This is a genomic window from Fructilactobacillus ixorae (assembly GCF_024029915.1).
Lineage (GTDB): Bacteria > Bacillota > Bacilli > Lactobacillales > Lactobacillaceae > Fructilactobacillus > Fructilactobacillus ixorae.
In genome coordinates, this window is sequence record NZ_CP097478.1 from 1,348,577 (window position 1) to 1,374,918 (window position 26,342).

The 26,342-nt window shown below is 48.7% G+C and carries 28 protein-coding genes; 3 read left to right on the forward strand and 25 right to left on the reverse strand.

Features of this window, described 5'->3' with window-relative positions:
* Positions 1–33: 33 nt before the first annotated feature.
* Positions 34–1,224 (forward strand): D-alanyl-D-alanine carboxypeptidase family protein, encoded by a 1,191-nt coding sequence (locus M8332_RS06695; protein ID WP_252780081.1) that lies wholly within the window; start codon positions 34–36, stop codon positions 1,222–1,224.
* 4 nt (positions 1,225–1,228) lie between these two features.
* Here the strand turns inward: M8332_RS06695 and M8332_RS06700 are convergent, their stop codons facing one another.
* The 6 genes from M8332_RS06700 to M8332_RS06725 all read right to left on the reverse strand — a co-directional run bounded on the left by M8332_RS06700 (position 1,229) and on the right by M8332_RS06725 (position 5,024).
* Complete coding sequence (locus tag M8332_RS06700) at positions 1,229–1,591, reverse strand: TIGR02328 family protein (protein WP_252780828.1); 363 nt, start codon at positions 1,589–1,591, stop codon at positions 1,229–1,231.
* Positions 1,575–1,970, reverse strand: a complete 396-nt coding sequence (locus tag M8332_RS06705; protein WP_252780082.1) for a YbgA family protein — start codon at positions 1,968–1,970, stop codon at positions 1,575–1,577. Before M8332_RS06705 ends, M8332_RS06700 begins: the two co-directional genes overlap by 17 nt.
* 147 nt (positions 1,971–2,117) lie before the next feature.
* Positions 2,118–2,765 carry an amino acid ABC transporter permease gene (locus tag M8332_RS06710; protein WP_435370806.1) on the reverse strand — a complete coding sequence of 216 codons (648 nt, stop codon included), beginning with the start codon at positions 2,763–2,765 and terminating at the stop codon, positions 2,118–2,120.
* A gap of 2 nt (positions 2,766–2,767) precedes the next feature.
* Positions 2,768–3,415 (reverse strand): amino acid ABC transporter permease, encoded by a 648-nt coding sequence (locus M8332_RS06715; protein WP_252780084.1) that lies wholly within the window; start codon positions 3,413–3,415, stop codon positions 2,768–2,770.
* Entirely contained in the window at positions 3,412–4,275 is an 864-nt protein-coding gene (locus tag M8332_RS06720) for a transporter substrate-binding domain-containing protein (protein WP_252780086.1), read from the reverse strand. The genes M8332_RS06715 and M8332_RS06720 overlap by 4 nt, the downstream gene beginning before the upstream one ends.
* A 17-nt stretch (positions 4,276–4,292) precedes the next feature.
* On the reverse strand, positions 4,293–5,024 hold the full coding sequence (locus M8332_RS06725; protein ID WP_252780829.1) for an amino acid ABC transporter ATP-binding protein: 732 nt from the start codon (positions 5,022–5,024) through the stop codon (positions 4,293–4,295).
* A 136-nt stretch (positions 5,025–5,160) separates the two neighbouring features.
* On the opposite strand from M8332_RS06725, the gene M8332_RS06730 reads away from it, so the two are divergent.
* Complete coding sequence (locus tag M8332_RS06730; protein ID WP_252780087.1) at positions 5,161–5,727, forward strand: DNA-3-methyladenine glycosylase I; 567 nt, start codon at positions 5,161–5,163, stop codon at positions 5,725–5,727.
* A gap of 154 nt (positions 5,728–5,881) precedes the next feature.
* Here M8332_RS06730 and cls read toward each other — a convergent pair whose 3' ends face one another.
* Positions 5,882–7,351, reverse strand: coding sequence for a cardiolipin synthase (gene cls / locus M8332_RS06735; protein WP_252780089.1), 1,470 nt, complete (start codon positions 7,349–7,351; stop codon positions 5,882–5,884).
* Positions 7,352–7,560: 209 nt separating this feature from the next.
* Between cls and M8332_RS06740 the strand changes: the two genes are divergently transcribed.
* Positions 7,561–8,505: an alpha/beta hydrolase gene (locus M8332_RS06740; RefSeq protein ID WP_252780090.1), complete on the forward strand. Its 945-nt coding sequence runs from the start codon at positions 7,561–7,563 to the stop codon at positions 8,503–8,505.
* An 84-nt stretch (positions 8,506–8,589) separates the two neighbouring features.
* On the opposite strand, the gene M8332_RS06745 is transcribed toward M8332_RS06740, so the two are convergent.
* The 18 genes from M8332_RS06745 to rpmH all read right to left on the reverse strand — a co-directional run bounded on the left by M8332_RS06745 (position 8,590) and on the right by rpmH (position 25,856).
* Positions 8,590–9,912, reverse strand: coding sequence for a C1 family peptidase (locus M8332_RS06745; RefSeq protein ID WP_252780092.1), 1,323 nt, complete (start codon positions 9,910–9,912; stop codon positions 8,590–8,592).
* A gap of 202 nt (positions 9,913–10,114) precedes the next feature.
* On the reverse strand, positions 10,115–10,852 hold the full coding sequence (locus M8332_RS06750; RefSeq protein WP_252780094.1) for a MucBP domain-containing protein: 738 nt from the start codon (positions 10,850–10,852) through the stop codon (positions 10,115–10,117).
* A 119-nt stretch (positions 10,853–10,971) separates the two neighbouring features.
* Positions 10,972–11,619, reverse strand: coding sequence for a signal peptidase I (lepB, locus tag M8332_RS06755; protein ID WP_252780095.1), 648 nt, complete (start codon positions 11,617–11,619; stop codon positions 10,972–10,974).
* Positions 11,620–11,664: 45 nt separating this feature from the next.
* Positions 11,665–12,555: an alpha/beta hydrolase gene (locus M8332_RS06760; RefSeq protein WP_252780097.1), complete on the reverse strand. Its 891-nt coding sequence runs from the start codon at positions 12,553–12,555 to the stop codon at positions 11,665–11,667.
* Between the two features lie 101 nt (positions 12,556–12,656).
* Positions 12,657–13,544, reverse strand: coding sequence for a triphosphoribosyl-dephospho-CoA synthase CitG (citG, locus tag M8332_RS06765; RefSeq protein WP_252780098.1), 888 nt, complete (start codon positions 13,542–13,544; stop codon positions 12,657–12,659).
* Positions 13,537–14,076, reverse strand: coding sequence for a citrate lyase holo-[acyl-carrier protein] synthase (citX, locus tag M8332_RS06770; RefSeq protein WP_252780100.1), 540 nt, complete (start codon positions 14,074–14,076; stop codon positions 13,537–13,539). Before citX ends, citG begins: the two co-directional genes overlap by 8 nt.
* 79 nt (positions 14,077–14,155) lie before the next feature.
* Positions 14,156–15,694: a citrate lyase subunit alpha gene (gene citF, locus M8332_RS06775; RefSeq protein WP_252780101.1), complete on the reverse strand. Its 1,539-nt coding sequence runs from the start codon at positions 15,692–15,694 to the stop codon at positions 14,156–14,158.
* Positions 15,684–16,598: a citrate (pro-3S)-lyase subunit beta gene (gene citE / locus M8332_RS06780; protein WP_252749528.1), complete on the reverse strand. Its 915-nt coding sequence runs from the start codon at positions 16,596–16,598 to the stop codon at positions 15,684–15,686. The genes citF and citE overlap by 11 nt, the downstream gene beginning before the upstream one ends.
* Positions 16,598–16,891 carry a citrate lyase acyl carrier protein gene (gene citD / locus M8332_RS06785; RefSeq protein ID WP_252780102.1) on the reverse strand — a complete coding sequence of 98 codons (294 nt, stop codon included), beginning with the start codon at positions 16,889–16,891 and terminating at the stop codon, positions 16,598–16,600. The genes citE and citD overlap by 1 nt, the downstream gene beginning before the upstream one ends.
* Positions 16,881–17,924 (reverse strand): [citrate (pro-3S)-lyase] ligase, encoded by a 1,044-nt coding sequence (gene citC / locus M8332_RS06790; RefSeq protein ID WP_252780103.1) that lies wholly within the window; start codon positions 17,922–17,924, stop codon positions 16,881–16,883. The genes citD and citC overlap by 11 nt, the downstream gene beginning before the upstream one ends.
* 9 nt (positions 17,925–17,933) lie before the next feature.
* The gene (locus M8332_RS06795; protein ID WP_252780104.1) at positions 17,934–19,070 is read right to left on the reverse strand and encodes an NAD(P)-dependent malic enzyme; all 1,137 of its coding nucleotides are present in this window, start codon (positions 19,068–19,070) and stop codon (positions 17,934–17,936) included.
* A 37-nt stretch (positions 19,071–19,107) separates the two neighbouring features.
* Positions 19,108–19,947: an alpha/beta fold hydrolase gene (locus tag M8332_RS06800; RefSeq protein ID WP_252780105.1), complete on the reverse strand. Its 840-nt coding sequence runs from the start codon at positions 19,945–19,947 to the stop codon at positions 19,108–19,110.
* 95 nt (positions 19,948–20,042) lie between these two features.
* On the reverse strand, positions 20,043–21,980 hold the full coding sequence (gene mnmG / locus M8332_RS06805) for a tRNA uridine-5-carboxymethylaminomethyl(34) synthesis enzyme MnmG (protein ID WP_252780106.1): 1,938 nt from the start codon (positions 21,978–21,980) through the stop codon (positions 20,043–20,045).
* Positions 21,981–22,022: 42 nt separating this feature from the next.
* Positions 22,023–23,417, reverse strand: coding sequence for a tRNA uridine-5-carboxymethylaminomethyl(34) synthesis GTPase MnmE (gene mnmE, locus M8332_RS06810; protein WP_252780107.1), 1,395 nt, complete (start codon positions 23,415–23,417; stop codon positions 22,023–22,025).
* A 172-nt stretch (positions 23,418–23,589) separates the two neighbouring features.
* Positions 23,590–24,300 carry an RNA-binding cell elongation regulator Jag/EloR gene (jag, locus tag M8332_RS06815; protein WP_252780108.1) on the reverse strand — a complete coding sequence of 237 codons (711 nt, stop codon included), beginning with the start codon at positions 24,298–24,300 and terminating at the stop codon, positions 23,590–23,592.
* Between the two features lie 161 nt (positions 24,301–24,461).
* On the reverse strand, positions 24,462–25,298 hold the full coding sequence (yidC, locus tag M8332_RS06820) for a membrane protein insertase YidC (protein WP_289847018.1): 837 nt from the start codon (positions 25,296–25,298) through the stop codon (positions 24,462–24,464).
* Complete coding sequence (rnpA, locus tag M8332_RS06825; protein WP_252780831.1) at positions 25,295–25,657, reverse strand: ribonuclease P protein component; 363 nt, start codon at positions 25,655–25,657, stop codon at positions 25,295–25,297. Before rnpA ends, yidC begins: the two co-directional genes overlap by 4 nt.
* Before the next feature lie 64 nt (positions 25,658–25,721).
* Positions 25,722–25,856 (reverse strand): 50S ribosomal protein L34, encoded by a 135-nt coding sequence (gene rpmH, locus M8332_RS06830; protein ID WP_252749538.1) that lies wholly within the window; start codon positions 25,854–25,856, stop codon positions 25,722–25,724.
* Between the last annotated feature and the right edge of the window lie 486 nt (positions 25,857–26,342).

Below are 26,342 nucleotides of genomic sequence, written 5' to 3' on the forward strand. Positions count from 1 at the left end.
AAGAAATTTTTTTATAGAAAGAACCCGTACTTAATGCCAAAATACTTACAAACAGTCAGAAACCGGCGCTCGCTGTGGCAACGAAGCTGGAAATGGTTGCTCGGGGGCGGGATCATCCTGGCTCTCGGATCTGGTGGGTTAGCCTACCAACTCCGAGAACCCGCGGTCAAACGCACTCCCAAAACCGTGCCGGTCACTAAAAACGCCCCCACCATCACGGCGGCAAATCCGATTCCGCTCAAAACCAGCGCCAAAGAAGCAATTGTGATTGATGCCCATACCGGTCAAATTCTAGGGGAGAAGCGTGCTCACCGCCAAGTGGGCATCGCGTCGGAAAGCAAGCTTTTGACAGCCAACGCGGTCTTAAAAGCAATCCGGGCAAAAAAAATTAGTTGGGCAACCATGGTCCCCATTACCAAAAAGTCGGACTGGTCCAAAAAGGATCCCAACGTCTATGCCCATTTAGACGTCCATGAGGGGCAAAGGCTTCCGGTCCGGACCCTGTTTAATGCGATGTACACGTTTTCGGCCAACGATGCTGCCTTTGCGTTAGCAGACTTTGTCAAACCCCCGCGCTTAACCCAACAACAAGCCCTCCAGAAGTGGGCCAAAGAACTGCGCTTAACCAACTCCCAGTGGTATAACGCCGCCGGCCAACTCAATCGCAACGCAGGAGCTTACGAAGTGCCCCACCAGAAGTTCACGGCGGAAAACCAAGCTAGTGTCGCCCAGATTGCTAAAGTAACCTACCAAAATCTCAAGCTCGATCCGGCAATGTCACAAGACTTTCAAGCCGACGAACTCGTTTATCATCCGACCGAACGGGAAACGCGGGCTAAACCAACTGAGTTTTCCCGGTTTCGGAAGGGAACCCGACCCTACCTCCACAACCCCCTAAACTTAACCTTTAAGAACTTCAAAACCGGCTCAACCCCCAAATACGGTGGGGGCGTGGCCGCGTTAATGAAAGATCAAGCTGGTCACGAACTGATTGTGGTCGTGAACGGGGCTGGCAACTACATTAGTCGGTTCCCCCGCTTTCAAACCAGCGTAACCGCGGCCACCCAAGTTCTAGAGCAAACCCAGCCAATGGAACTAAAAACGCACCAACGTATCCAAAATCTTTCCACCATTAAACACCCCCACGCCCAGTCCCGCAAACTGGAGCATCCGGGTATTTACTGGGCTTCAACTAAATTAATCCAAACTAAAAGAGTGAACTAATCGTTCACTCTTTTTTGGTGCGTTCGGCCAATAATTGCTGGCATGCCTGTAAATACCGTTGATCGTGTTCGGGATAAATCGGGTGCGTCCGCAGACAAGGCGCCAGCTTGGCATAGGGTGAGCAGGTTTTGCCCCGATATTCGGGCTGCCGCCAGCGGGAATCCGGGTGATAGCCCCGTCGTTCCATTTCATCCATCACTAGTTCGTGAAACTGAAACAACTTGTATGGGGAGTGGGTAAACACGTAGTTCACGGTTGCGTGCTTGCGGCCCCACCCGTTGCCCCGTAATGCGGCACATTCGCGGTGTTGTCCTAATAACTGTTGTCTTGGTAGTTTCTGAATCAAAGCTTCATGCCAAAGGCGCATGGTCGTCATCCTCCCATTCTTGCAGTAAGCGGCTCTGCAACAAGTACTCGACTTGGTACTGGTGGGCGAGCCGCAGTAACAATGAACCCACGTGATCATGAGCTGGCGTTAATTTCGCCAGGGCCGTTTGAAACTCGGCCCTTTCAGTTGAAGTCGCCACCCGTTTGAAATAGCCCCAGACGTGCTGATACGTGTTTCTAAGCGTCTTGTCGGTCGGGGTCAGTTCCCCAGCGGTCAATAACAGCTCATGGGCAATCACTGCTTTATCATCGTTCCACTGGTTATTGCGCGCCAACCGCCGCCAGGCATTGTACAAGTGTTGTGACCGAGCCATCACCCAGTATTTTTGGTACGCCCAGTCGGCTTGCCATTGTTCCACTGCATCCTCCCATCTAAAAACAAAACCGGAACCCCCTTGCAGGATGCCCGGTTTTCAATGTTTTAGTCAGATTCCAACTTCGAAGTTAAGCTGAACTTGTTAATCATCATGATTATGATAACAACCTTTCTAACTAAAAGCTAGTTTTTACAATGATAGGCGCCGTTCAAACCATTTAGATAGTAACGACAGACTGTAGTTCACAATGAAGTACAGCGCCGTAATCAATGCAAACATCGGAATCATGTAGTTCGGATTTTGTCCGTAGATAACCTGACTTCGAAACGTCATTTCCGTTAACACAATGGCCGTGGCTAGTGACGTATCCTTCACCAACGAGATAAACTGCGAAATCAACGGGGGAATCGAATTTTTCAATCCCTGGGGTAGCAAGATGTACCACAATGCTTCCCACTTAGTCATTCCCGTGGAGAGCGCTCCTTCTGATTGTCCTTTTCCCACCGACAGGAGTCCCCCCCGAATGATTTGAGAAATCATCGTGGATTCAAAGACGGACATGGCTACGACCGTAGCCGCAAAGGCATTTAGTTCTAACCCCAGTTTTGGCAACGCAAAGTAGGTAAAAAAGATTAGCAACAGTAACGGTAGGTTCCGAATCGTGTTAACCATCAACTGTAACGTCCGCGAGAAGTACGGTACTTCTTCGTACAAAACAACTCCGAATAAGGTTCCAAAAATAAAACTGATGATGATCGAAATCACGGAAACCCCAATTGTGATTCCTAGTCCCCCCAACAGGTAGTGGAGGTTCGTAGCACTAAAAGCAGCTAACATCATTAGTTACTCCCCCCTAACTTATTTTCGAGTTTTGTCATCACAACGGACAGCGGTCCCGTCAAAAGGAGGTAAAAAATTCCAATCACGATGTACGTGTTAAATGGATCCAGGTTGGCTCCAGAAATGACGTTCGCTTGATACATTAAATCTAACCCAGCCACAAAGGAAAGAATCGAGGAGTTTTTAATCAAGTTAATGAATTGGTTCCCTAAGGAAGGTAAGGCGAGTTTGAATCCCTGCGGAAGCACTACCTGCATCATGGCTTGCGTGTAGTTTAAGCCCAGCGCCCGGGCTCCTTCCATCTGACCAGGATCCACGGAGTTTACCCCACCCCGAATACATTCAGCAATAAAGGCCGAGGTATAGAGTGCCAGGGCAAGCGTTCCCGCCCAAAATCCGTTAATTTTAAGGACATGCGAAACCACTACGTAGAAAAACAACGTAATGACGAGCAGGGGGATGTTGCGAAAGAATTCCACCAAAGCTTTTCCGATCCCACGAATCAGCGGTTGGGGCGTCATTTCCATCAGTGCAAACACCGTGCCTAAGACCAGCGAGCCAATTAACCCGAGGATTGAAGCTCCAATCGTGTAGCCAAATCCGGTTAAAAGCGGTTGCCAGTTATCAGTCAAAATTTTAATTATCATTTCAGTAGTTCCCTCCAATCTAAGCCGGGAATGTTACCAAACCACTTTTTAATCAAGCGTTCGTATGTTCCGTTTTGGCGAATGGTCCCCAACGCTTGGTCGACTTCATGCTGTAACTGGGTTTGGCCCTTATCAACTGCCAATCCATATGGTTGGTTCGTAAAGGTGCCCCCGACCACCTGCACATTGGGACTCTGAGAAGAGAACCCATACAAGATGGCGTTATCAGTCGTCATGGCATCACCCTGACCGGATTGCAGGGCACTAAAGGCTTGGGAGTTATCTGGCATCGCAATCACCTTGGCTTGCGGTGCAAACTGCTTGGTGGTTTCTAAGGCCGTGGTTCCCATCACTCCAATGATGGTTGCATCGGGACGATTTAAGTCCCGAATGTTTTTAACCGGGGAGTCCCGTTTCACTAGCAACGACTGCCCCGCGGGAAAGTAGGGGGTCGAGAAATCAACGACTTTCGCCCGTTCCGGCGTAATCGTCATGGAAGCCGCTACGGCGTCCACCTGATGATTCTTTAATAGTTGAATCTTGGAGGACGTGGTCACCGGCGTAAATTCCGGTTTAATCTTGGTCCCCGTTTGCTTGGCAATTTGTGCCGTGATTGCGCGGGCAATATCCACGTCAAACCCTTCACTCTGCCCGGTTTTTGGACTAATCAATCCAAATAAGCGGGTGTCTGATTTTACGCCCCACCGCATTACGTGCGTCGTTTTCACAGTTTGTAAGCTATCAGTTTCTTGCGCCTGACTCCTTTGGTGATTTAAGCCCAGGATAATGGCTCCGACTAAAATCACCACAAGGACAATGGCCGCTATGAGCCCCACTCGGCGTTCGTGTAATTTACTCATTCACTGCACCTCATTTCCTAGTGATGTTCCACTTGCGACAAGAACTTCCGGGCTCGTTCCGTTTCTGGATGGTCGAAGAACTTGTCGGTGGGGGCATCCTCTAAAATTTGTCCATCGGCCATGAAAATAACGCGATCCGACACGGCCTTCGCAAAATCCATTTCGTGGGTCACCACTAGGGTGGTGTACGCGGGGTTCGCCGCAATTTCTTTCATAACGTCTAGCACGCTTCCCACCATTTCGGGGTCCAGCGCGGACGTTGGTTCATCAAACAGGATTGCCAGTGGGTTCATCGCCAACGACCGGGCAATCGCGATCCGTTGTTGTTGTCCTCCGGATAATTGGGAGGGATACTTATTAATTTGGTCTGCTAGTCCCACTCGTTCCAGTAGTCGTTCTGCTACTGCCCGATTTTCTTGATCGCCTCGTTTTAATACAATTTTGGGGGCTAACATGATGTTTTCTAAAATTGTTTTGTTATTGTAGAGGTTGAAGTGTTGGAACACCATTCCCACGTTTGTCCGTAACTTATTCAGGTTCGTCTTACTGCTAGCCACATCTTGACCATCAACCAGTAACTGTCCGGCTTCAACGGTTTCTAAGCCATTAATCGTCCGCAGTAGGGTAGATTTCCCAGATCCAGACGGACCGATCAGGACAACTGTTTCCCCGTCCTTGATTTCTAAGTTAATGTCATGCAACGCATGAAAGGAGCCATAGTACTTTTGGACATCCGTAAATTTAATCATGGTTTTCATGGTGATCCTCCTTTAGGCGTTCATCATTTATTTTGCTTAACTTTAAACATAGGCGTTTTGCCGGTAACTGCCTATCTTTGGTGTCACATTTTGTGACATACACACCAGGTTTCTAAGGAGCTTTTTTATGATAATCAATGCACCCCGTTGTCACTGGGCCCAATCAACCAATCAACAACTCGTTACGTACCACGATCAAGAGTGGGGCCAACCCGAATTCAATTCCCAACAACTCTTTGCGTTACTGTCCTTGGAACTCATGCAGGCTGGCCTTAGTTGGGCTACAGTGCTCAAAAAACGAACGGCGTTTGCGGACGCTTTGCAAAACTTTGATTACCACCAAGTGGCAACGATGGAGCCAGAGCTACCACAGCTCTGCCAAAACGCTGCCATCATCAGAAACCAGCGCAAGCTTACCGCTGTGATTAAGAACGCCCAGGCAATTGTGAAGTTAGAGGATGCGGGAACGACTTTCAGCGACTTTCTCTGGGATTTCGTTCATCACGAACCCATTATTCATGACGTTCCAACGCCTAGTGCCGTTCCAAAAACCATTCCCCTGACTGACCACGTTAGTCACGAACTCAAGCACCGGGGCTTTCAGTTTACCGGACCGGTCGTTTGTTACTCGCTCTTTCAAGCGGCGGGCTTGATTAATGATCACGAAAACCAGTGTCCGTTTAAAGAACACTAAAACAGCTAGTCACTTAGAAGTGACTAGCTGTTTTTACTTATTGGCACCGGCGCCGCTGACAGAGGACGATTAAGCCCGCCGCAAGGCCAACTAACCACTTGGCCCGAAGCTGATTGTGCTTAGGAACTGTCATTCGCGCTCATTCCTTTCTAAATTACAATAACGGTGATAACAACCGACTAAAGTGTTGCTTGAAGTTTAACCACCAGGATTCTTGGGCAAAAATTTGGTTGGTTTGTAACGTGCTTTCTAAAATGGCAGCCTGATAGATGGTTTCCATCCGGTTCGCGAGGTCCTTATCGTACACAAAGGCGTTACATTCAAAGTTTAGTTCAAAACTGCGGTAGTCCAAATTAGCTGAGCCAATCGAAACTAATTCATCATCAATTACCATTGTCTTCGCATGTAAGAAGCCATTGTTGTAAGCATAAACCTTAATCCCTAACTTCGTAAGTTGTTCCGTATAGTACTGCGTGGCTCGGTACACAAACGGATGATCGGGCATGTCAGGAGTAATAATCGTGATATCCACTCCGGACTTAACCGCAATTTTTAACGCATCTAACACGGATTCATCTGGAATGAGGTAGGGCGTCATGATTTTAACGGAGTGCTGTGCCATCCCAATCAACTTAATGTATCCCATTTTAATCTGTTCCATTGATGCAATCGGATCGCTAGCAACAATTTGCATCACAGCGGTCCCATCCGTCTTAAGCTCCGGATAATACTTTGCGATGGCATGAGCCTCATTCGGATCAATCTTATCCTGTTCATCAGTCGCATTCCAATCCAGAATAAAGCGGGATTGGAGCCCCCGCACGCCATGACCATGAATCCGCATCATACAGTCATACCAGTTCCCAAATTTCTTTTTTTGGCCTAAGTATTGATCACCAATGTTCATCCCACCAATGTAACCATACTCGCCATCAATGGTTACAATTTTGTGGTGGTCGCGGAAGTTCACCCGCATATCAATCAGGTTAAAGCGATTGTGCAAGAAGGGATAAGCGTGCCCCCCGGCTTCAATCAACGGCCGGAAAAACTTTTCATTGGTCCCCATCGAACCCCAAGCATCATAGATCACCCGGACATCCACTCCCTGCTTTGCTTTTTCGGTTAGGATATCCAAAGTTTGGTGCCCAATGTTATCGGCATAAAAGGTGTAAAATTCAATGTTAATCGAACTATGGGCGTTTTTAAAGTCCGTAAACAGTTGGTGCACAAAGTCGGTTCCCTTGGTGTAAACATCGACTTCATTGCTGCCTAACAACGGGGCGGTGGCTGTGTTCATGAACATTTCAATTTGTCCCCGCGCCCGGTTCAAAATTTGATAGTTTGGGGTTTGGTCAGCGGTATACTTGCCTAATTGCCGTTTTTGCTTGCTAATTAAGCTACTAACTTGTTTTTTGGTACTCCCAGATAACAATAACATCCGATTTTTCGGTAACCGGCGGCCAAAAAAGGCGTAAATGAAAAACCCCAGCACCGGGATAAACACGAGGACTAAGAACCAAGCCCACGTGGCAGCTATGTTTCTGGGTTGCCGAAAGACGGTAATGATGGCCGCAATCGTATTAATTAATAAGATTAGGCCAATAATTTCTAACACTAAAGACATCTGCGTTTCCTCCTTCTCTAATTACCTCTATCATACCTGATTTAAGCTGGAGTCGGGACTCTTTTTTGTAGTACCACTGGTGTCATCGCGAATTAAAACCCAATGTTGATTTAAACGTGTATTAAGCGTCAACATCCACCTAAGTGGGGTTTCAAAGATATTACACAACAGTGTATGATATCTTTATAAACAGAAAAGGAGATAGAATTATGATTACTACTAAAGATGTTAGTTTTAAAACCCGAGATTTAGGTAACTTAGAGTTACAGGGTCGCCTCTTCTTCCCGGAAAACTTTGACGAAAGTCAAAAACACCCAGCGATTGTGGTTAACCACCCCACTACCAGTGATTTTAACCAAACTGCTGGTAAAATTTACGCAACGAAACTGGCCCAAGCAGGTTGGTTAGCGCTTGCCTACGATTCTCCCTACCAAGGTCGTAGTGCGGGTGAACCCCACAACTCTGAAATTCCATACGCTCGGACCGTTGGGGTGCTCGCAGCCATTGATTACTTGGATACCCTTCCCTACGTTGATCCTGACCGGATCGGGGCCATGGGAATCTGTGGTGGTGGTGGCTTTACGCTGAACGCCGCTAAGTTCGATAAACGGATCAAGGCCGTTGCTGGTGTTTGTCCTGCCAACGTTGGTACAATCTATCGAGAAACGTTTGGTCAAAATGACAAAACGCTCATCGAAAACTTGGAAGCCATGGCTAAGCAACGGACTGCCGAAGCTCAAGGAGCTGAAGTTAAATACATCCCTGCTTTACCAGCTAGTCAAGAAGCCCGTAAGGAAGCTGGAATCGATGACATTGATATCGAACAGGCCGTTGATTACTACCTAACTCCTCGTGGTCAAGATGAATACGCTCCTAACCGGTACGTTTACAGTATGATCCCCATGATGCTGAATTTCGATCCGTTGACCTTAGCTGATAAATTAGCTACGCAACCGCTTGAAATCATCGTTGGGGGCGTTCCGGGAGCCTTTGGTTCCTACCGATTCGGTTACCAATACTACGATGCAGCTGCTACTAATGATAAGGAATTAGTTGTCTTACCAGGCGTTAGTCACTATGACCTTTACGACCAACCAGAACCAACTGACAAGGCCGTTGCAAAACTAAACGATTTCTTTGGCAAGCGCCTCTAAGCTGCCCCCTGTCGGCAACAAAAAAACTCAAGATTAAAATCTTGAGTTTTTTTTGTGTCTAAATTAGGTTTTCCCCGGGGTGCCTTATTGCAATGAGTCCCATGGAGGTAATACGATCGCGGGGGTTTGAAGTGCGGCTTGTTGGTCTGCTGTGAGGTACTGGCGGTGAACAACCACTTCGTATACGTAGTCGTCCATCCAGTTATCAGCCATGATGAAATAGCCCGCTTGCCCGACCTTTGCACCCCAACTATTCTCCACTTTCCACTTTTGGGGCACGCCGGCCCGCAAATCAACTCCCGTCAAGGTCATGGCGTGCGTCACTTCTGCTTCGTGGGTCCGTAGGCGATCGGCCTTTGATAGCGTTGTATCAACCCCGAATAGTTCATCTTGGCAGTATAGTTCACTATCCATGAGCCCCGCTTGGCGGTCCACTTGCTTTAAAACATCATTGCCAAACCAGACCGTTTCCTGATCCTGCAGTTGCGCAATGGCAGCTTGTTTGAGCGCCTGCATCGGGAGGTTGAGAAATTCGATGGGCACCCCCGCAATGACATTATCCTGGCTCGGTAAGGAGTACCGTTGGTAGTAGTCCTTATCCGGCGCATTACTCAGCACCACATAGTCATGGAGATCCACGCCAATGTACTTTTGGTAAAACGTGCGTGGCGTTAAGTTTTCGTCACAATGATACTGATGCTGATCGTCACGATACTCAAAATCAAAGTGCGCTGGAGGCACTCCGATGGCACTGGCCGTAATTTGGTAAACCGCCGTTAAACACTCCTGTTTGGTCGCTTCAATCGTCGCATCATCCGCCCCCTGGCGAACTAAGTTCCGTAACGTTAATCCATCCTTGCGCAATTTGCGATTTAAGAGGCCGGCCAATTCACTAGTCTTCGTTGTCACGGCGTTCTCTGGAAATGTTTCACGTGGAACCACTCCATATTTAGCAATTAACGCCGCGGCCATCGCCCACTGACCCCCATCATCGCCGGGGCGACTCAAATAAAAAGCAACTTCTCGATCTGACAGGGGGCGATCGGCGAGGGCAATCATGTGCGCATAGAACATGTTGGCCCGTTCAATTTTATCCCAGAAAAAAAGATAACTTTGTGATAACTCTAAATCTGGCACGTGATATTGAGCGGCCATCCGATGCCGGAGCGTATTGAGAATCGAAAATAACCAACACCGACCACTCTGCTTCTGGTTCGCAACCTTCCCCGTTTTAACCTCATCAGAGAAAACATTCGTTAATTTTTGCACTACCTGATCATTCTTGGCGGTTTGGTTAATCCCGTTACTATTTACGGCATTTGTCACAATTTGGTGGGCTGGCCAGGCTTCATAATGAGCCTGCATGGCTTTAATTTGATCCACTGAGAGCGGCTTTGCAAAATCCATGGAGAATCGCTTCCTTTCGTTTGTAGCCATTGTACGGATTTCTCAGCGCAAAGGCAATCAAAATCAATCGACCCGAAGTGCACCGGTGCTGCTTCGCGGTGCTGGCTAAAAAAGGACGGCCCGCACTTCTCAAGGACCGCCCTTGCTCAATTCAGTCAGGCTAGCTTTTCCATCCAACCTGATTCCTGCTGGTAATCTTTAACTAATGCTTCGTCTGCCGGGGTTTACGTAACCATTTCCAAGCTACGCCCCCGACTATTGCTAAGCCAATTAAACCAGCAACGCCCCAGAGAAAAATCCCATGCTGGTTCCGTTTGGAAGCCTGCTTCGCCGGCTGCTGCTTGGTAGCCTTTTTCTTTTTAGTTGCCTTCGTTTGTTGATCAGTTTGTTGCTGGTTGTTACTTGGCGCTTGCTGTTGGTTAGCTCCCTGTTTGGTTGACGCACGCTGCTTCTTTTCGCTAGTTGCTGAATTGTTAGCATGCGGTTGCGTTCCTTGGACGGCTTGCTCATTCTCGTGCTGAGAACTAGTTTGTGATCGCCCGTTCTCACCCGTAGCCTTTCCAGGCGCTGGGGTTTGTTTACTGGAATTACCAGTCGCAGTATACACAATCGTCATTTCGGAAACATCTGTAACCCCGTCGTCACCGCCAAACACCATCTCGGGCCCATTGTTATCATTTTGCCCGTTTTCAATTCGAAAATAGCTGTAGCCACTAATTGCGGGGACGTCAGCAACATACCTCGTTCCAGTTGCCCCCGTCGCCGTGGTAGCTGGACGAATCGACTTTCCAGTTTGATCTACATAATGAACAATAATTTTACCCTGGCTCACGTTCGTGGCCGCTTGCGAAATCATCGGATTAGCAACAGTGGGAATAAATCCAAGTGATCCAATCGTCGTAGCCAGCATAACAGTTGCAATTAATTTTTGCTTTTTCATTGGTAGTTCGTCCTCCTCACCCCAGATTATAGCACGCTTGCTAATCACTAAATCAGAATAATTATAACCATTCCCATTAAAATAAAAACCAGCCCACCAAAGTGAGCTGGTTTTCAGCGTTATTTTGCCTGATGATTAATGTTATTGCGGGCAGTGGCGTTGCTGCCAAATGGTAAGGTTTGTACCACTCCGATAATCTTATCCTTCGGGACAAAGCCCCAGTAACGACTATCGTTTGAGACCTTCCGGTTATCCCCTAGGACAAAGTATTTATCCTTGGGGACCTTCACTACGCCACGATCCTTCAACCAGTTGGGCGCCTGCGTTGAGAGGGAGTGGAGGTCCCAATTCCCCTTTTGCTGGGAATATTCGGTTCCCTCCGTTTGCGCGTCCTTACTGATGTAGGGTTGCTTAACGACTTGGTCATTTACGTATAGTTGGTTATTCTTAAATGCCACCGTATCGCCTGGCACCGCAATGACCCGCTTCACGTAGTCGGTTCCGGCCGTCCCCAACACCCGCTTTACTGCGCCGTCATTCGAAGCAGCGTTCGGATCCACGCCCGTCGCATTAAACACAATCACGCTCCCCGGTTTCGGCTTGGCTTGCCGCCACACCATAATCGTCTGCCGGTCATGCAGGTTAGGATCCATTGAAGGTCCACTCACCTTTGCCACCGTGAAAAAGGTTTGCTTAATCACCAGCGCAATGGCTAATCCCAATACAATTGGGATCACCCAGCTTAAAATTCCTTTAAAAGTTTTCATGTCTCTACTCCTTCAGTTTGATCACGCTGTTCCTATTTTATCATTTTAACGGCGATTTCGGTTTAAAAAGTTCTCCTTTTGCTGGGTAACCTCAGCGTTCAAAAAGCCCGCGGGACCGTGAGGCACCTCTGGCACAACGTGCACTTCCACCTGATCACTGCCAATTACCGTTGCGAGCTGAGCACCAAGGTTAATGGTTTGAATGTAGGGAACCACGCGGTCACCCGTCCCAGCGTACATTAATACCGGGACCATCTGCTGATTCAAATACGTAGCCGGATTGGCCTGCGCATTCAATTCCGGGACATCAACCGGCCGGTGCCACCCGAGCATAGCGCCCTCAAAGGAATCCGCTTCGCCAATTTCCGCAAACTTCGGTTCCTGCTTTAAAATGGCAAACTGGGCTTTCATGGCAGCTAAATCATATGGTCCGTAGGAAGCAATCACTCCGGTTACCCGGTCGCTAACCCCAAAATCGTTGCCAAAGTTACTCTGTAAGTGCCCGGAACCACTGGACGCTGCCACTAACATGGCCAGCTGTGCTCCGGACGACTCCCCCATAAGAAACACGTTGTGCGGATCAAACTGATATTCTGGAGCGTGCGCTTTAACCCACCGGACGACGGCTTTCAACTCATACACGGGCTGGGGAAAGGGGGCCATGTAACTTAGCGAGTAGTTTGGACTCACGATTGCATATCCCCGCTGGCGCAGAGCTAGTGCCCCCGCTAACTTCTGGGAACTTTTGGCACCAAAGTAGAGGCCCCCGCCGTGAATGTCAATAATAACTGGAAACGGAGCAGAACCCGTATCCGGCCAGTAAACGTCTAACTGGTGCCGGGCTCCCGCTGCGTAGGGAAGATCGACTTGTTTGCGGTTAATCGTTGCCGTATCGGCCGGCACAAAGTGGGCTGCGCGTTCAATAAACTTTTCCATTAATCTCACACTTTCATCTTACCGGATCAAGAAGTACGTTAATTTTAACGCACTTAGCTGATCCTTGGGGCCATTTCCGTTGGACCCTGGCAACCATCAACCTAAAAGCGTTGCATTAACCGGGCCATCAAGATGGTCAGGATTAATAAATCAGCAGAGCCCCCCAGACTCAGTCGCTGTGCGGCAAACTGCTCGGTCATTTGTTGTAAAGCGTTCCAATCTAACCGACCGGTGGTGTGTTTCACGTGTAACATTTCCTGGGCCTGGGTCTGAACCTTGCTAACAATGGCGGGGGTGCCGGCCCGTTTAATCAGATTACTATCCCGACTATTCGCGACAATCGCAAGCAGGGCCGTTAAAATCCGTTCTTGACGGCTGCCTGAACTAGTTAAGAAAGCAGGCAGCCCGTGCTGAAAGACCGTCGGAAACCCAGCTTCGGCCTCACCACGAATTCCGGTCGTACCGTACTGCAGGTACTGTCGTTCGCCAGCCGTTAGGGGCTGTTTGTGCTGTAAATTGGCAAAATCAGTTTGCACTAATCCAGCGGTCATTCCCCGAACGGTAGTAATAATTTCTGCTAACTGAACTCCCGTTCCTACTGATTTTGCCTGGGCCTGCCCACAGGCTGCCACCATGATTCCCAGCCCAAAGATGGCGCCCTTGTGAGTATTTACGTTGTTAGTCACGGTAAACATCCGCCGTTCGGCCGCCATACCGAGGGGGCGCAGGCTTGCCATTAACGCTGGTAACGAGGCCCCGGTAAAGGTTAAGCCGGTTTGAAAGCACTGCGCTAGGTAAGGTTGCAGGCTTACGGCACTATCGATAAACAAATAGACGTCCATGTCCTCATGTCCCCGATTATCAACGGGATCCACCAACCCCGGCTTGGGATGGGTCACGACCTCGTCTAAGAGGGACGCCACTGCGGTTTGACTAATGGATTCCGCATTCTGCTTCGCAATGGTCTCGGCAAGTATTGGCTCAGTCATCTCCAAAAACCTCCGCATAAACCCAGTTAAAGTAAGCCTGAAGCTCAGTGACAGAATGGGTGCGATTGCGACCACATTCTTTGGCAGGCCGGTCACAGAGAAAGCACCGGCGCGCTTGCTCGCCTAACTCCTGCCGCGCGTAATGCACCTGGGCCTGCGTGAGGACATCCGCATCAAACAATCTCCCGAGGGGCGGCTGATTTTCAAAGGCAACCGCCCGGCGCTTGGCCTCCCAGCCATCGATGGCAAAAACATAAAAGGCTTCTGTACCAGCAAGACCGGTAGTAACCACGGGCGCTTGCAGGCGGGCGATACCTTGAAACTGACGTTCTAACAGGCGCTGCCCCACTGTAAACAACCGCTGTAACGCTGCATTAGTTTTGATCGGACCGGGCACGTTGAGCTTTAGCGCCACCACCGTTCCGGTTGGAAACTTGGTCACCAACTGTTGTTGCTGCCGCGCTCTGTGGTCTTTACTTTGCAAGACCGCTGCAATTGTTTGGGGCGTGCCCGTTGCAAACAGATCTTTCATAGGTTCTCCTTCACTAGGGTTTCCCCTTACCAGCAAAAAAAGCGGGGCTGCTTGACAGGCTCCCGCTTTTTTGGACTAATTAGTCTTTTACTTCTTTAATGGCATCAATAATTGAACCATCCCGGTATTCAACTAACCCAACCGTGCGGTCAGTGAATTCGAGGTCAGCTTCTTGACCCACAATCTTTTGGGCCATGTCAGCTAATTCATCAATGGGGTAGAGGTTCAAGCCCGGCACCTGTTCTAGTTCCGCCTGTAACTCTGGTCGGTTCGGGTTCACAGCAATCCCGCGTTCCGTTACTAACACATCAATGGAACTGCCGGGCGTAACGGCCGTGCCCACGCTCTTCACTACCGAAGGAATCCGACCCCGAACTAGCGGAGCACAGATAATCGTTAACTTCGCAGTGGCCGCATCTTGGTGGCCACCAACGGCACCCCGGATCACGCCATCGGAACCGGTCAAGACGTTAACGTTAAAGTCCGTATCAATTTCTAACGCACTCAAGATGGAAACGTCTAGTTGATCAACCATGGCCCCCTTGTTGTCAGGGTCAGCGTACCACGAAGCGTCAATTTCTTGTTGGTTCAAGTTGTCCTTCATGGATTGGGCGGCCGTCTTATCAAAGTCTTGCACATCCATCAACTTATCGATTAACCCTTCTTCTAATAGGTCCACCATGGGCTTGGTAATTCCCCCTAATCCAAAGGAAGCGTGAATGTTCTGGTTCACCATTGCCGTCCGCAGGTACCGCGTTACCGCGAGGGCAGCACCTCCAGAACCAGTTTGGAAGGAGAAGCCGTCTTTAAAGTACGATGAGTTTGTGATTACATCACTAACTAAGTTCGCGATCTTCAAGTTCTTCGGATCCTTCGTGAACCGGGTTGCTCCGGAACCAATTTTGTCCGGGTCTCCCACTTGGTCTACTTCAACCACGTAATCAACCTGCGTTTGTTTAATTGAGGCCGGCGTGTTCGGGTAGTTCACAAGGTTATCCGTTAACAAGACTACCTTATTCGCATAGTTAGCATCCATCAGGGCATACCCGAGGGAACCAAAGGCTTCGTCGCCGTACATTCCGTTCGCATTTCCACACCGGTCGGCGTTTGGAACACCTAAAAAGGCTACGTCAATCTTAATGTCACCATTTTCAATGGCCCGGGCCCGACCACCGTGCGACCGAAAAATTACGGGATTTGGTAATAAACCGTGGGAAACTTGGTCCCCCAGCGTGCCCCGCATTCCGGAAGTTGTAATGTTAGTGACCGTCCCATTTTGAATGGCTTCGATGGCCACGTCATTCATGGCTCCGGTTAACGAAGATGGTGCTAACGTGAGGTCTTTGATCCCCTGGGCCATGATTTCCTTCATTACCGTGTTGAAGACAAAGTCCCCATTTCGGAAGTGGTGGTGAAAGGAAATCGTCATGCCATCTTGAACGTTATCGCGCACGATTTGCTTTAAATCGTTGGTAACCTTATCGTCTCCCGTTGATAACCGAACCTTAGGTGCCGTTCGTTGCACTTCGGGATGTCCGATTTCAGTCGTGGTAAATGGTTTAAAGTTTAATTTTTCTAATAAAGTACTAGGTAATTCACGCCCTAATTTATTTTCCAATGTAGTGACCCTCCTTGTCGACGATTCCAGAAGCCTTCGCTAATTTCATCACCCGTTCAGCACGTAATACCACCGGACGGTCAACCATTTGACCGTTCATTGCGATTACCCCGGAACCAGCTTGGTGAGCCCGTTCAATGGCCGCAATCACGTTTTGGGCGTTCTTCACTTCGGTTTCACTTGGTTCAAAGACCTTGTTAATCACCGGAATTTGCCGTGGGTTAATGACAGACTTACCGTCGTAACCCAGTTGGTGAATGAATTCGGTTTCTTCAATCAAGCCATCGACGTTATCGACGTTCGTGTAAACCGTATCGAAGGCCGCAATGTGGGCAGCCCGCGCTGCGTTAATAATCATGTTCCGAGCAAACTCAAGTTCTTTTCCACCTGGGTACCGGTGGGTTTGCATGTCCGTCGTGTAATCTTCAGCCGATAGTGCCACCCCAATCATCCGGTCTGAGGCCTTCGCAATTTGACTTACGTTTAAGACCCCTTCCGCACTTTCAATTGCCGCCATTACATGGGTAGTGCCTACGGGAATCCCGAATTGGGCTTCTGCATCCGCAACCAGTTTTTCGGTAGCTTCCACCATGCCAGCATTTTCAACCTTGGGAATCCGAATTACGTCAATCCCGGCTTTGACCATGGCCTTAATATCAGCCTGGTAGAACTCCGTGTCTAGGCCGTTGATCCGCACTACTAATTCAGTATCACCGTAATCAACGGTTTGTAAGGCTTCATAGACCAGAATCCGCGCTGAATCCTTTTCAGCTAAGGACACTGAATCTTCCAAGTCAAACATGATTGAATCGGCACCGTAAATTCCGGCATCCTTCAACATTCCCGCGTTGTTCCCGGGCACAAACATCATCGTTCGGCGTAAGCGATCTGGTTTAAATGTCATTAGAGTACCTCCCATGCTGGTTCGGCGTTTGTTCCGAGGGCCCGTTGTAAGGCGGTAATCGTCCGCGCTTTAATCACGCAGTCCAGGGCCCCCTGGTCAACTGCTTTAACGTTTACGTTTTGTAAGCCAAAGTCCGCCACTACGGCTGCAATGGTTTGTTTGATTTCTGCTCCAAACCGTTCTTGAACGTCTGAGGTCAAATCAATTTGCACCCCGTTTGTTCCCTTACTAACGGTAATTTGAATATCAGATGATTCCAACGTGCCATCCATGGCTGTTTGTTTAATTTCCATCAATCTTCATTCCTTTCCTAATCCGCTCTTGTAATGTTGCTTTGTGATTCGTAATGAACGTGGCGGTGGTTTCTGGAACTAAGGCGGATAAATCAGCTAACCGATCATCCTTAATTGCCAGCCGCACGTCCCGCGCAGAAATTACCTTCCCATTCGTTTGCTTGCGGGGAATAATTTTCACCTGCACCGTTTGGGGGAGGACCTTTTCTAACACCTCATTATAAACGTTCGTTGTTTCTGATTGGGGTTCCGTTCCCAGATAACGCGTCTTAATCGTTAACGCTGGTGCAATCCGTTCTTTAAAAATCAACGCATCGATGGTCGTCTGGTAGCGAACTCGATTCTTATCGGTCTTTAAAAAGTAGGCCGGAAAGGTCGCATAACTAACTAGGTAATCGCCACCGGCAACCACGTCAACATTCGGAAAGTCAGCTGTCCCCGCTTGCACCATTTCAAACCGTTCCTGGGTATTAAAGAGCGATTTGTCCGTACTAACGACAAAGACATAGACGTGTTGACTCTGCTTAGCGGCTTCCTCCACCAGGTACCGGTGTCCACGGGTAAATGGGTTGGCATTCATCACAATGGCTGAACTCGGTCCGGCAACCTTTGGAATCGCCGCTAAGTAATCGTGAATCGACGTCGGTCCGGTTTCAAGAAAAGCCGCATAATCACTGTGCACGATTTCTTGAAAGCCAACGTGCTGAAAGCTAGCTGCATACTGGGGCTTGGTAAACACGAATACGTGAAAAATACCTCGTTGCCCCAGGTTTGTCAGTAACGTTGACACGATCTGGTTGAAATAAGCTCCGTTGCCGTCCGCCGTGTGGCTGACCCCAATGTACTTCAGCACGTTTTCCGAGGCCGATCCCGTGGCCACCAACTGGTCTGCAACGAAGATCCCGATTGTCTCATCCACGGGATCCACTTCGTTCGCCGTAAAGTTCGCAATCCCCAGTCCCGCCAAGAACTGCCGCCACTGCTCAAATTCTGCCGGTTGCCGTAAGTTAATCTCCCTGATGTCTGTCTCCATGGTTGACCCCTACTGCTTTAAATTTTCGATGGCACTTGAAACGGTTTTAACAACCCCTGCCTCAAACACTCCTGGCACAATTTCATCCGCGGTTGGCGTTTCAATCATGCCGGCAATGGCCCGCGCAACTACCTCTTCGATGCTAAATGTCACCTGTTTTACCCCACTGGCGAGCAAGCCCTTGAATAAGCCTGGGAAAACCAAAATGTTATTAACCTGGTTCGGGTATTTGCTAGAACCAGTCGCTACTACGGCAGCTCCAGCTTGTTTAGCAACGTCTGGATCAATTTCTGGTACTGGATTAGCGAGCGCAAAGATAATCGGATCCTGCGCCATACGCCGTACTTGGTCGGCACTCAAAACGTCCGCCACGGACAGTCCAATAAAGACATCTTGACCATCAATCACGTCATCGAGCGTTGCTCCAGCCGTCCCGCTTAATTCTTGGGCTAAGCCGGTTTGGTAAGCATTGTAGTTGGAACTGTCTGGGTGCACTACGCCATCAACGTCCACGAGGGTGATGTGCTTGATTCCAACGGCCTTTAGTAACTTTGCCGTGGCAATTCCAGAGGCTCCGGCTCCATTAACCACCACCTTCAGGTCCGTCAGGGACTTTTTAACGACCTTAGCGGCGTTAATTAAGCCTGCCAGGATCACGATGGCAGTTCCTTCTTGATCATCATGGTAGACCGGAATGTCTAGTTCCTGACTTAACCGTTCTTCCAGTTCAAAACACTTCGGAGCAGCAATGTCTTCAAGGTGAATCCCCGCAAATGATTGCGAAATTGCCTTTAGATGGGCCGCAATTTGATCCGCACTATCCTGCTCAACTGCGAGTGGCAGGGCATTCACATTCGCTAAATCTTTATACAACAAGGATTTCCCTTCTACTACGGGCAACCCAGCCCCACCCCCGATGTTTCCCAGTCCGAGGACCGCAGAACCATCGGTGACCACGGCAACCAACTTCCCACTCATGGTGTAAACATCCTTGAGGTTTGGGTCCTTTTCAATGGCTTTGGACACCTGCGCTACCCCTGGTGTATAGGCGAGCGCTAGCTCTTCTTTATTATCGACGGGGAATTCCCCTTCGATACCTAAGACTCCAGTATGTGCTTTGTGTATTTGAAATACATCTTCTGCCATGGAAGTCCTCCATTCTCATTCAATATTTAGTAACAATTCAATTGCTATTATACCCACTTTGTGAGCGATTTTCCAAACTGAATTCCGCGGGTAAACTTGTTAAGAATTTCACCAACTCCGCGTTAAAGCGCCGGGGTTGTTCCGCCATTACCAGATGACCGGCCTGACTAATCACGACGGCGGTCACGTGCTTTGACATTTCGGCCACCACTGCTCCCATTTCGGGCGCAAAAAACGGGGATTTTTGACCACTGACAATGAGCAGCGGGCACTCAAGGTGCGTGATAATGTCACGCCAATCCTGAGTTGCGTGATCAATTAACAGGGGATAGTTCAACTCCGCATCATAAGGATCCTGCTTTTTTAACCTTTGTAACTTAGTAAACAAAGTTTCATCAAAATTCGTATAGGTCGCCTTACCAAGCGGTCGCTTTAAGACTTCGTGAAAGTCCTCCCAGGTCAGATCCTTAAACCCCCACTGCCAGTTGGCATCATTAATCATTTTGGGACTTTGATCCACATCAACGACCGCTCGAACGTTTTGCGCCCCGTATAACGATAGGTACGCTAGCATGGTGGACGCCCCCATCGAGTTCCCCATTAAAACGGGGCGGGTTAACTGTAATTGTGCAATTAATTCGAACAGATCAGCAGCGTGCCGACTAATCCGTAAGCCCTTGCTTGTGTGTTCCGACTGGCCCTGGTTGCGGGCGTCAACGTTGATGACCCGATAGTGGTGTGCCACTAAGGTCGTAATCGTGGCTTCCCAGTATTCCTTATAGGCCCCAATCCCCGATAGGATTACCACCGGGGGGTCACTTGGTTCGCCCTGGTCATCATAAACTAACTCCACGTGGTCATTGGTATAAAACTTCATGTTGCACTCCCTTTCGAACATTGCGCTTATTCGTTTCTATCATAACAAAAAAGCCCCAGCACCCGCTGAGACTAATGGTTATTGGTTTTTGGGGCTTATTGGGTTTTTGCAATCCGCCCCTGTTGAATGTAGACCCCTAGAATGGCAATGTCCGAAGGATTAACCCCACTAATCCGTGCTGCTTGGGCAATCGTGGTTGGTTGAATCTCCTTCAGCTTTTGCTTACCCTCAGTGGCAATCCCATCGATGGCATCGTAGTCAATGTTAGCCGGAATCTTTTTGGCTTCCATCCGTTTTAACTTTGCAACCCGGTCTTCTTCTTTTTTAATGTAACCGGCGTACTTAATTCGAATGGAGACCTGTTCAATCACTTCGGGGGTTAGTTCCGTGGGTGCGGCCGGGATAAATTCAAGCAGCTTGTGGTAATCAACGTACGGGCGCCGAAGGAACTGCGCTGCTCCAATTCCGTCTTGGAGTGGCTTATCCCCGTGGGCGGTCACAAACTCATTGACCGCGGCACTTGGTTTAATGCGTAACTGGTCTAAGCGCTTAATTTCAGCATCAATTGCCGTCCGTTTTGCTACAAAGGCTTCGTACCGTTGGTCGTCAATCAACCCTAACTCATGACCGAGGGGCGTCAGGCGGAGATCCGCGTTGTCATTTCGTAACAAGAGCCGGTACTCTGCCCGACTGGTCAGGAGCCGATACGGTTCGTTAGTGCCCTTCGTTACCAAATCATCCAGCATCACGCCGATGTAAGCATCTGAGCGTTGTAAAACTACCGGGTCCCGTCCCTGTAACTTCCGCGCGGCGTTAATTCCGGCCATCAACCCTTGAGCAGCTGCTTCTTCGTAGCCGGAGGTTCCGTTCGTTTGCCCCGCCGTAAACAGTCCGTTAATTTGCTTACTTTCCATGCTCGGTTTCATCTGTTGGGGCGGAATCACATCGTACTCAATCGCATACCCCGGGCGCATCATCTGGGCCTGTTCTAAGCCCTTGATGGTATGCAACATCTCCTGTTGCACTTCCTCTGGAATGGAGGTCGACATGCCGTCGACGTACCATTCAGCGGTCCGCCGCCCTTCTGGTTCCAAAAAGACCTGGTGGCGGTCCTTATCCGCAAACCGAACCACTTTATCTTCGATTGACGGACAGTACCGGGGCCCAACGGAATCAATAACCCCGTTAAACATAGGGGCCCGGTCGAGATTATCCCGCACCAACTGATGGGTCGTTGGATTCGTGTAGGTTAGCCAACAAGAAACCTGTTCACTCCGGGGCAGGTAGTCCTGATTGGACGTTAGAAAGCTAAAGTGATGTGGTTGTTCATCGCCAGGTTGTTCTTCCAGTTCCGAGTAGTCAATCGTATTTCCATTGACCCGCGGAGGGGTACCGGTTTTAAAGCGTTCAAAGTGAAAGCCCTTACGTTCCAAGTTTTCGGAGAGTTTAATTGATGGAAGCGTGTTATTTGGACCAGACGAATACCGCAGTTCTCCGATATAGATCTGACCTCGTGCTGAGGTCCCCGTCGCTAAGACCACGGCGCCCGCTCGATAAATCGCTCCCGTATTAGTTACTACACCCGTGACCGTCCCGTCGTCTACTAACAAATCATCAACGACGGCCTGGCGTAACGTCAAGTTGGGTTCGTTTTCAATGGTTTGTTTCATGGCTTCGTGGTACGCATGTTTATCGGCCTGTGCGCGCAAGGCTTGCACGGCAGGTCCCTTCCGGGTGTTTAACAACCGCATCTGAATGTAGGTTTTATCAATGTTTTTGCCCATTTCTCCCCCGAGGGCATCGATTTCCCGGACAACCGTCCCCTTGGCCGGACCTCCCACTGAGGGGTTACATGGCATAAAGGCTACCATCTCGAGACTAATCGTTAGTAACAGCGTGGTTTGGCCCATCCGAGCAGCTGCCAGGGCTGCTTCACACCCCGCATGACCAGCTCCCACTACTACTACGTCATAGGAACCTGCTTCGTAACGTTGCTGCACGTCGGTTGCTTGGATCACAGGTTTTTGTGTCATGAGTTTTTCCTCCTATCAACGTTTGTTTCATGTGAAACAGCGTTATTTTCCAATACAAAATTGTTCAAAGAGCTGATCCATTAATTCTTCGTCATAGTTATCCCCGGTAATTTCTCCGAGAAGTTCCCACGCCCGTTGTAAGTCAATCTGGGCAATGTCAACCGGCAAGCCAGCGGTGAGACCGCTAATTACGGTGGTTAACGCGTCTAGTGCTTGTTGCAACAAACTGATGTGGCGCGCATTTGTAACCATGACATCCGTTTGTTGCCGGCTAATACCGTCGATAAAGAACAGCTTCGCAATGATGGTTTCGAGTGGTTTTGTCCCATCTTCCGTCACCGTAGAGGTTTTAATCACCGCCGTTTGCTCATCATCCGGAAGGTCGGCAGGGGTGATGCGGGCGGGCAGATCCGTTTTGTTCAACAGGATAATCCGCTTTGTGTGCGCCGTCGCATCCAATAATTCCTGGTCGGCAGCCGTCAACGGTTCACTCGCATTTAAGACCACTAAGACCAAATCGGCTTGTTCAATCGCGGCCCGGGAGCGTTCCACCCCAATTTTTTCCACCTGATCAGTGGTTTCATGAATGCCGGCGGTATCAATTAAATGGAGTGGGACCCCAGCTACGTTCACATATTCATCTAGGACATCACGAGTCGTACCGGGAACGTCGGTTACAATCGCTTTTTCCTCGTGCAGTAACCGGTTTAACAAACTCGATTTCCCCACGTTCGGCCGCCCAACAATCGCCGTATTTAATCCATCGCGAAGCACCTTACCCTGCTCAGCAGTGGCTAACAACGACTGAATTTTTGCTTTAATTGCTTCAGAGCGCTCTAACATTAACTGACTGGTAACCTCTTCTGCCCCATCGTATTCAGGATAATCAATGTTAACCTCAACGTTTGCTAAGATGTCGACGATGGCCTGACGCAACTTTTTAATCACGGCCGACAAATTACCATCCAGCTGGTTTAACGCGGCCTTGCGAGCCGCATCCGTCTTGGCTTCAATCAGATCCATCACCGCTTCTGATTGCGACAAATCAATCCGACCGTTTAAAAAGGCGCGTTTGGTAAATTCACCGGGTTCCGCCAGGCGGGCGCCGTTACGCAGCACGAGTTGTAAAATCTGGTTCGTCACTTGCAACCCCCCGTGACAGTTAATCTCCACGACGTCCTCACAGGTGTAGGTTTTGGGGGCCCGCATTACAGACACCATCACTTCGTCAATCTCGCGTTGTTTGGCCTGCGGGTCCACGATATGGCCATAGTTAATCGTATCCGTGGCGACCCGACTGAGGTCTTTGCCCCGGTAAATTTGCTGGGCAATCGCCAGCGCCTCGCTACCGCTTAACCGGACAATCGCAATTCCCCCAACCCCAGGGGGCGTTGAAATCGCAGCAATCGTATCATAATCAGTTGTCATTAATGGCATCGTGGTTCTCCTTTCTGGAGGCTTCTCCCCCTTGCTTTACCAGTTCATTCAGACACAAAAAAAGTACCCACCCCAACCGCACAGCGAATTAGGATAAAATACTTTCACTACTTTATCGACTAGCTTTCATTAATTTAATTATAGCGGGCGGGCGCCCATTGTCAATTTAAAGCTACTTAGGGGCAATCACGACTTCCCGATTCGGTTCATTCCCGACCGAATACGTAATTAACCCATCAAAATCCTCTAACGCCATGTGAATTTGTTTGCGTTCAAACGCTGGCATGGCGTCTAAATGGACTGGTTGCCCCGTCGATTGCACGTTACGAGCCGTTTTGCGAGCTAGGTCCGTTAAAATCTGTTCCCGGCGTTCCCGGTAGTTAGCCGTATCCAAACTAACCTCGACGTAGTTAACCCCGTGGTTCGTTAAATAAAATTCACAAAGTTGCTGGAGCGCGTTAATGGTACGCCCGTGCTTTCCAATTAACAGCCCCTCTTTCTCGGTTTCGCAGTTAATGTAAACGTGTTTACTGTTGGGCATTTCAACCTCTAAGGTGGCGTTAATGTCCATTTCATGTAGAACGTTTTGCAAGTACTGACCCAGTTCCTTAACAACGGCGAAGTTGCGCTCAAACCGGTCTGGACTTGGTTGGTGAGCGGGTTGCTTCGTGGGATCGGTATCCCGCTTGGCGGGTTGGGACTTCGCTGCTTGGTTTACGGGGCGGGGCGTAACTAAGACGCGTGCTGGTTGTTTAAACAAGCCGAAAAAGCCCGCCGTTGGTTGTTGTAAAATTTCGATATTTGCTTCGTTTTTAGTAAGGTTTAATGCCATTAAACCGGCGTTAATGGCTGCTTCTAGAGTTGTGCCTTCGTATTTTGGCATGTTCGTTATCTCCTAGTTAATAATTGACCCCTGCTAGCATAGCACAAACTCCCACGCGGAGTAATCACTTTCGGCAATTTAATCGACCAAATTTTACACAACTAACTATTTTAGCTAAAAAAAGGGAACGAAGCCGCGGCTTCGTTCCCTTTTTACTTGGTTTATCGTTTCCGATGACTCTTTTTGGCGCGTTTCATGGCTTTTTGAATTTCCCGGTCGTGTTGCCGCTGTGCCCGTTGCTTTTCAGTGCGTTCTCGTTGCAACTTCCAGGGATTTTGCAAAATCAAGGCTTGCACCACTTGAAAGGCGTTCGTAACCACCCAGTACAGTGACAAGGCCGATGGCACGTTCAAGGCGGTAAAGAAAATTACGAGTGGCATTACCACCGTCATGATCATCGTGGTTCCGTTTGTCTCTGGTTGCGACTTCATCGCTAACCACGAACTCAGGAAGGTGAAGACCGCTGCTAGAATCGGCAAAATAAAGTACGGATCCCGACTCCCTAGTTGGAGCCAGAGGAAGTGGCCCGTTTTCAATGCTGGTGTCCGCCAAATGGCTTGGTAGAGAGCAAAGATAATTGGCAACTGCACAATTAACGGAAGCATGCTGGCAAAGGGATGAACCCCGTTTTCCTTATAGAGCTCCTTTTGCGCTGCCTGCAACTTCATCATGGTTTCAGTATCACGAGAGGAATACTTCTTTTGCAAAGCCTTGAGTTGGGGTTGCAACTCGTTCATTTCCTTCATGTTTTTGGTTTGATAGACCATGAGGGGCAGGATTAAAATCCGGATCACAATGGTAAACAGAATAATCCCGATTCCGTAGTTATTATTAAAGGCTTTGGATAACCAAATAATCGCTCTGGAGAAATTATAAACAATCAAGCCATCCCAAATCCCCGTACTATGACTGTTTACGGGTGCATTGCTACAAGCCGTCAACATTAATCCTAAGCTCGCCACTAGCAGGGTAGTGGCAATTTTTTTCCACTTTTTCACTTTTCTTCCTCACAATCATCCGGATTCAATAGTTTCGCTAACTTCAAAACGTGAGTCAAACTTGCTTTGACCTCCGCCATCGATAAACCATCCGCCCGTGGGCGGGCAATCACCAGAAAATCAACGTCCGAACGCAACTGGGGCTTTAACTCCGTGAGCGTTTGGCGAACCCGGCGCTTAACCCAGTTGCGATGAACGGCGTTGCCGATCTTTTTCCCAACTGAGATGCCAACCCGAAAATGGGGCTGTCCCGGTTTCTCTAATTGATAAATGACAAACTGGCGGTTAGCAACCGACCGGTGCGCATCAAAAACTTGTTGAAACTCGGCTTCCTTTTTTACTCGATATGATTTTCTCATCCGTGCATTCGTCTCCAATAATCATATTTTACATAATAAAAAAGGCCACCGACTGGTCAGTGGTCTATGCAGATAATACTTTTCTACCTTTTTGACGGCGACGTGCTAAAACTTTACGGCCGTTTTTAGTATTCATACGTGCCCGGAAACCATGAACCCGGTTACGGTGACGTTTCTTAGGTTGGTAAGTTCTTTTCATTACGAACCCTCCTTACTGTTTAATTAACATTCGCATTTTAAGTAATACTAATCGTACTTCTTTCCAATGATAACACAAAACCCGTGACGCGCAAATAGCAATTTTTGTAACCGCACCTAACGTTCTGTGGATTTTTAAAAAAGTTTCATACGTTCCCCCTGTGAATTGCTGTGGATAACCTCAAAGAAGATCCACAAGCTTTTCCGAAATAAATCCACAAATAAACCACCTGTTTAAAATTTTATCCACAAGCTGTTGATAAATTAAAATAAAGGCTTAAAACATTGTTGTAACGGCGAAAAGTTATTAACAGCTAGCTGTGATTTTTCAGCATATTTTAGTTATCCACCAAGTTATCAACATACCTGTGGAAAAGTTATAAACTAGCTGTGAAACATTTATACACAGGTTTAATAACCCTGTGGAAAACTATGAAACAGCGTGCTAGAATACGGCTATGTTTTTATCAGAGGAGGTTCGCATTAC

Excerpts from the sequence above, each read along its gene's own strand:
- M8332_RS06695 (WP_252780081.1), top strand. The coding sequence starts at position 34 with ATGCCAAAATACTTACAAACAGTCAGAAACCGGCGCTCGCTGTGGCAA.
- M8332_RS06700 (WP_252780828.1), bottom strand. The coding sequence starts at position 1,591 with ATGCGCCTTTGGCATGAAGCTTTGATTCAGAAACTACCAAGACAACAG.
- M8332_RS06710 (WP_435370806.1), bottom strand. The coding sequence starts at position 2,765 with ATGTTAGCTGCTTTTAGTGCTACGAACCTCCACTACCTGTTGGGGGGA.
- M8332_RS06715 (WP_252780084.1), bottom strand. The coding sequence starts at position 3,415 with ATGATAATTAAAATTTTGACTGATAACTGGCAACCGCTTTTAACCGGA.
- M8332_RS06720 (WP_252780086.1), bottom strand. The coding sequence starts at position 4,275 with ATGAGTAAATTACACGAACGCCGAGTGGGGCTCATAGCGGCCATTGTC.
- M8332_RS06725 (WP_252780829.1), bottom strand. The coding sequence starts at position 5,024 with ATGATTAAATTTACGGATGTCCAAAAGTACTATGGCTCCTTTCATGCG.
- M8332_RS06730 (WP_252780087.1), top strand. The coding sequence starts at position 5,161 with ATGATAATCAATGCACCCCGTTGTCACTGGGCCCAATCAACCAATCAA.
- cls (WP_252780089.1), bottom strand. The coding sequence starts at position 7,351 with ATGTCTTTAGTGTTAGAAATTATTGGCCTAATCTTATTAATTAATACG.
- M8332_RS06740 (WP_252780090.1), top strand. The coding sequence starts at position 7,561 with ATGATTACTACTAAAGATGTTAGTTTTAAAACCCGAGATTTAGGTAAC.
- M8332_RS06745 (WP_252780092.1), bottom strand. The coding sequence starts at position 9,912 with ATGGATTTTGCAAAGCCGCTCTCAGTGGATCAAATTAAAGCCATGCAG.
- M8332_RS06750 (WP_252780094.1), bottom strand. The coding sequence starts at position 10,852 with ATGAAAAAGCAAAAATTAATTGCAACTGTTATGCTGGCTACGACGATT.
- lepB (WP_252780095.1), bottom strand. The coding sequence starts at position 11,619 with ATGAAAACTTTTAAAGGAATTTTAAGCTGGGTGATCCCAATTGTATTG.
- M8332_RS06760 (WP_252780097.1), bottom strand. The coding sequence starts at position 12,555 with ATGGAAAAGTTTATTGAACGCGCAGCCCACTTTGTGCCGGCCGATACG.
- citG (WP_252780098.1), bottom strand. The coding sequence starts at position 13,544 with ATGACTGAGCCAATACTTGCCGAGACCATTGCGAAGCAGAATGCGGAA.
- citX (WP_252780100.1), bottom strand. The coding sequence starts at position 14,076 with ATGAAAGATCTGTTTGCAACGGGCACGCCCCAAACAATTGCAGCGGTC.
- citE (WP_252749528.1), bottom strand. The coding sequence starts at position 16,598 with ATGACATTTAAACCAGATCGCTTACGCCGAACGATGATGTTTGTGCCC.
- citD (WP_252780102.1), bottom strand. The coding sequence starts at position 16,891 with ATGGAAATTAAACAAACAGCCATGGATGGCACGTTGGAATCATCTGAT.
- citC (WP_252780103.1), bottom strand. The coding sequence starts at position 17,924 with ATGGAGACAGACATCAGGGAGATTAACTTACGGCAACCGGCAGAATTT.
- M8332_RS06795 (WP_252780104.1), bottom strand. The coding sequence starts at position 19,070 with ATGGCAGAAGATGTATTTCAAATACACAAAGCACATACTGGAGTCTTA.
- M8332_RS06800 (WP_252780105.1), bottom strand. The coding sequence starts at position 19,947 with ATGAAGTTTTATACCAATGACCACGTGGAGTTAGTTTATGATGACCAG.
- mnmG (WP_252780106.1), bottom strand. The coding sequence starts at position 21,980 with ATGACACAAAAACCTGTGATCCAAGCAACCGACGTGCAGCAACGTTAC.
- mnmE (WP_252780107.1), bottom strand. The coding sequence starts at position 23,417 with ATGCCATTAATGACAACTGATTATGATACGATTGCTGCGATTTCAACG.
- jag (WP_252780108.1), bottom strand. The coding sequence starts at position 24,300 with ATGCCAAAATACGAAGGCACAACTCTAGAAGCAGCCATTAACGCCGGT.
- rnpA (WP_252780831.1), bottom strand. The coding sequence starts at position 25,657 with ATGAGAAAATCATATCGAGTAAAAAAGGAAGCCGAGTTTCAACAAGTT.
- rpmH (WP_252749538.1), bottom strand. The coding sequence starts at position 25,856 with ATGAAAAGAACTTACCAACCTAAGAAACGTCACCGTAACCGGGTTCAT.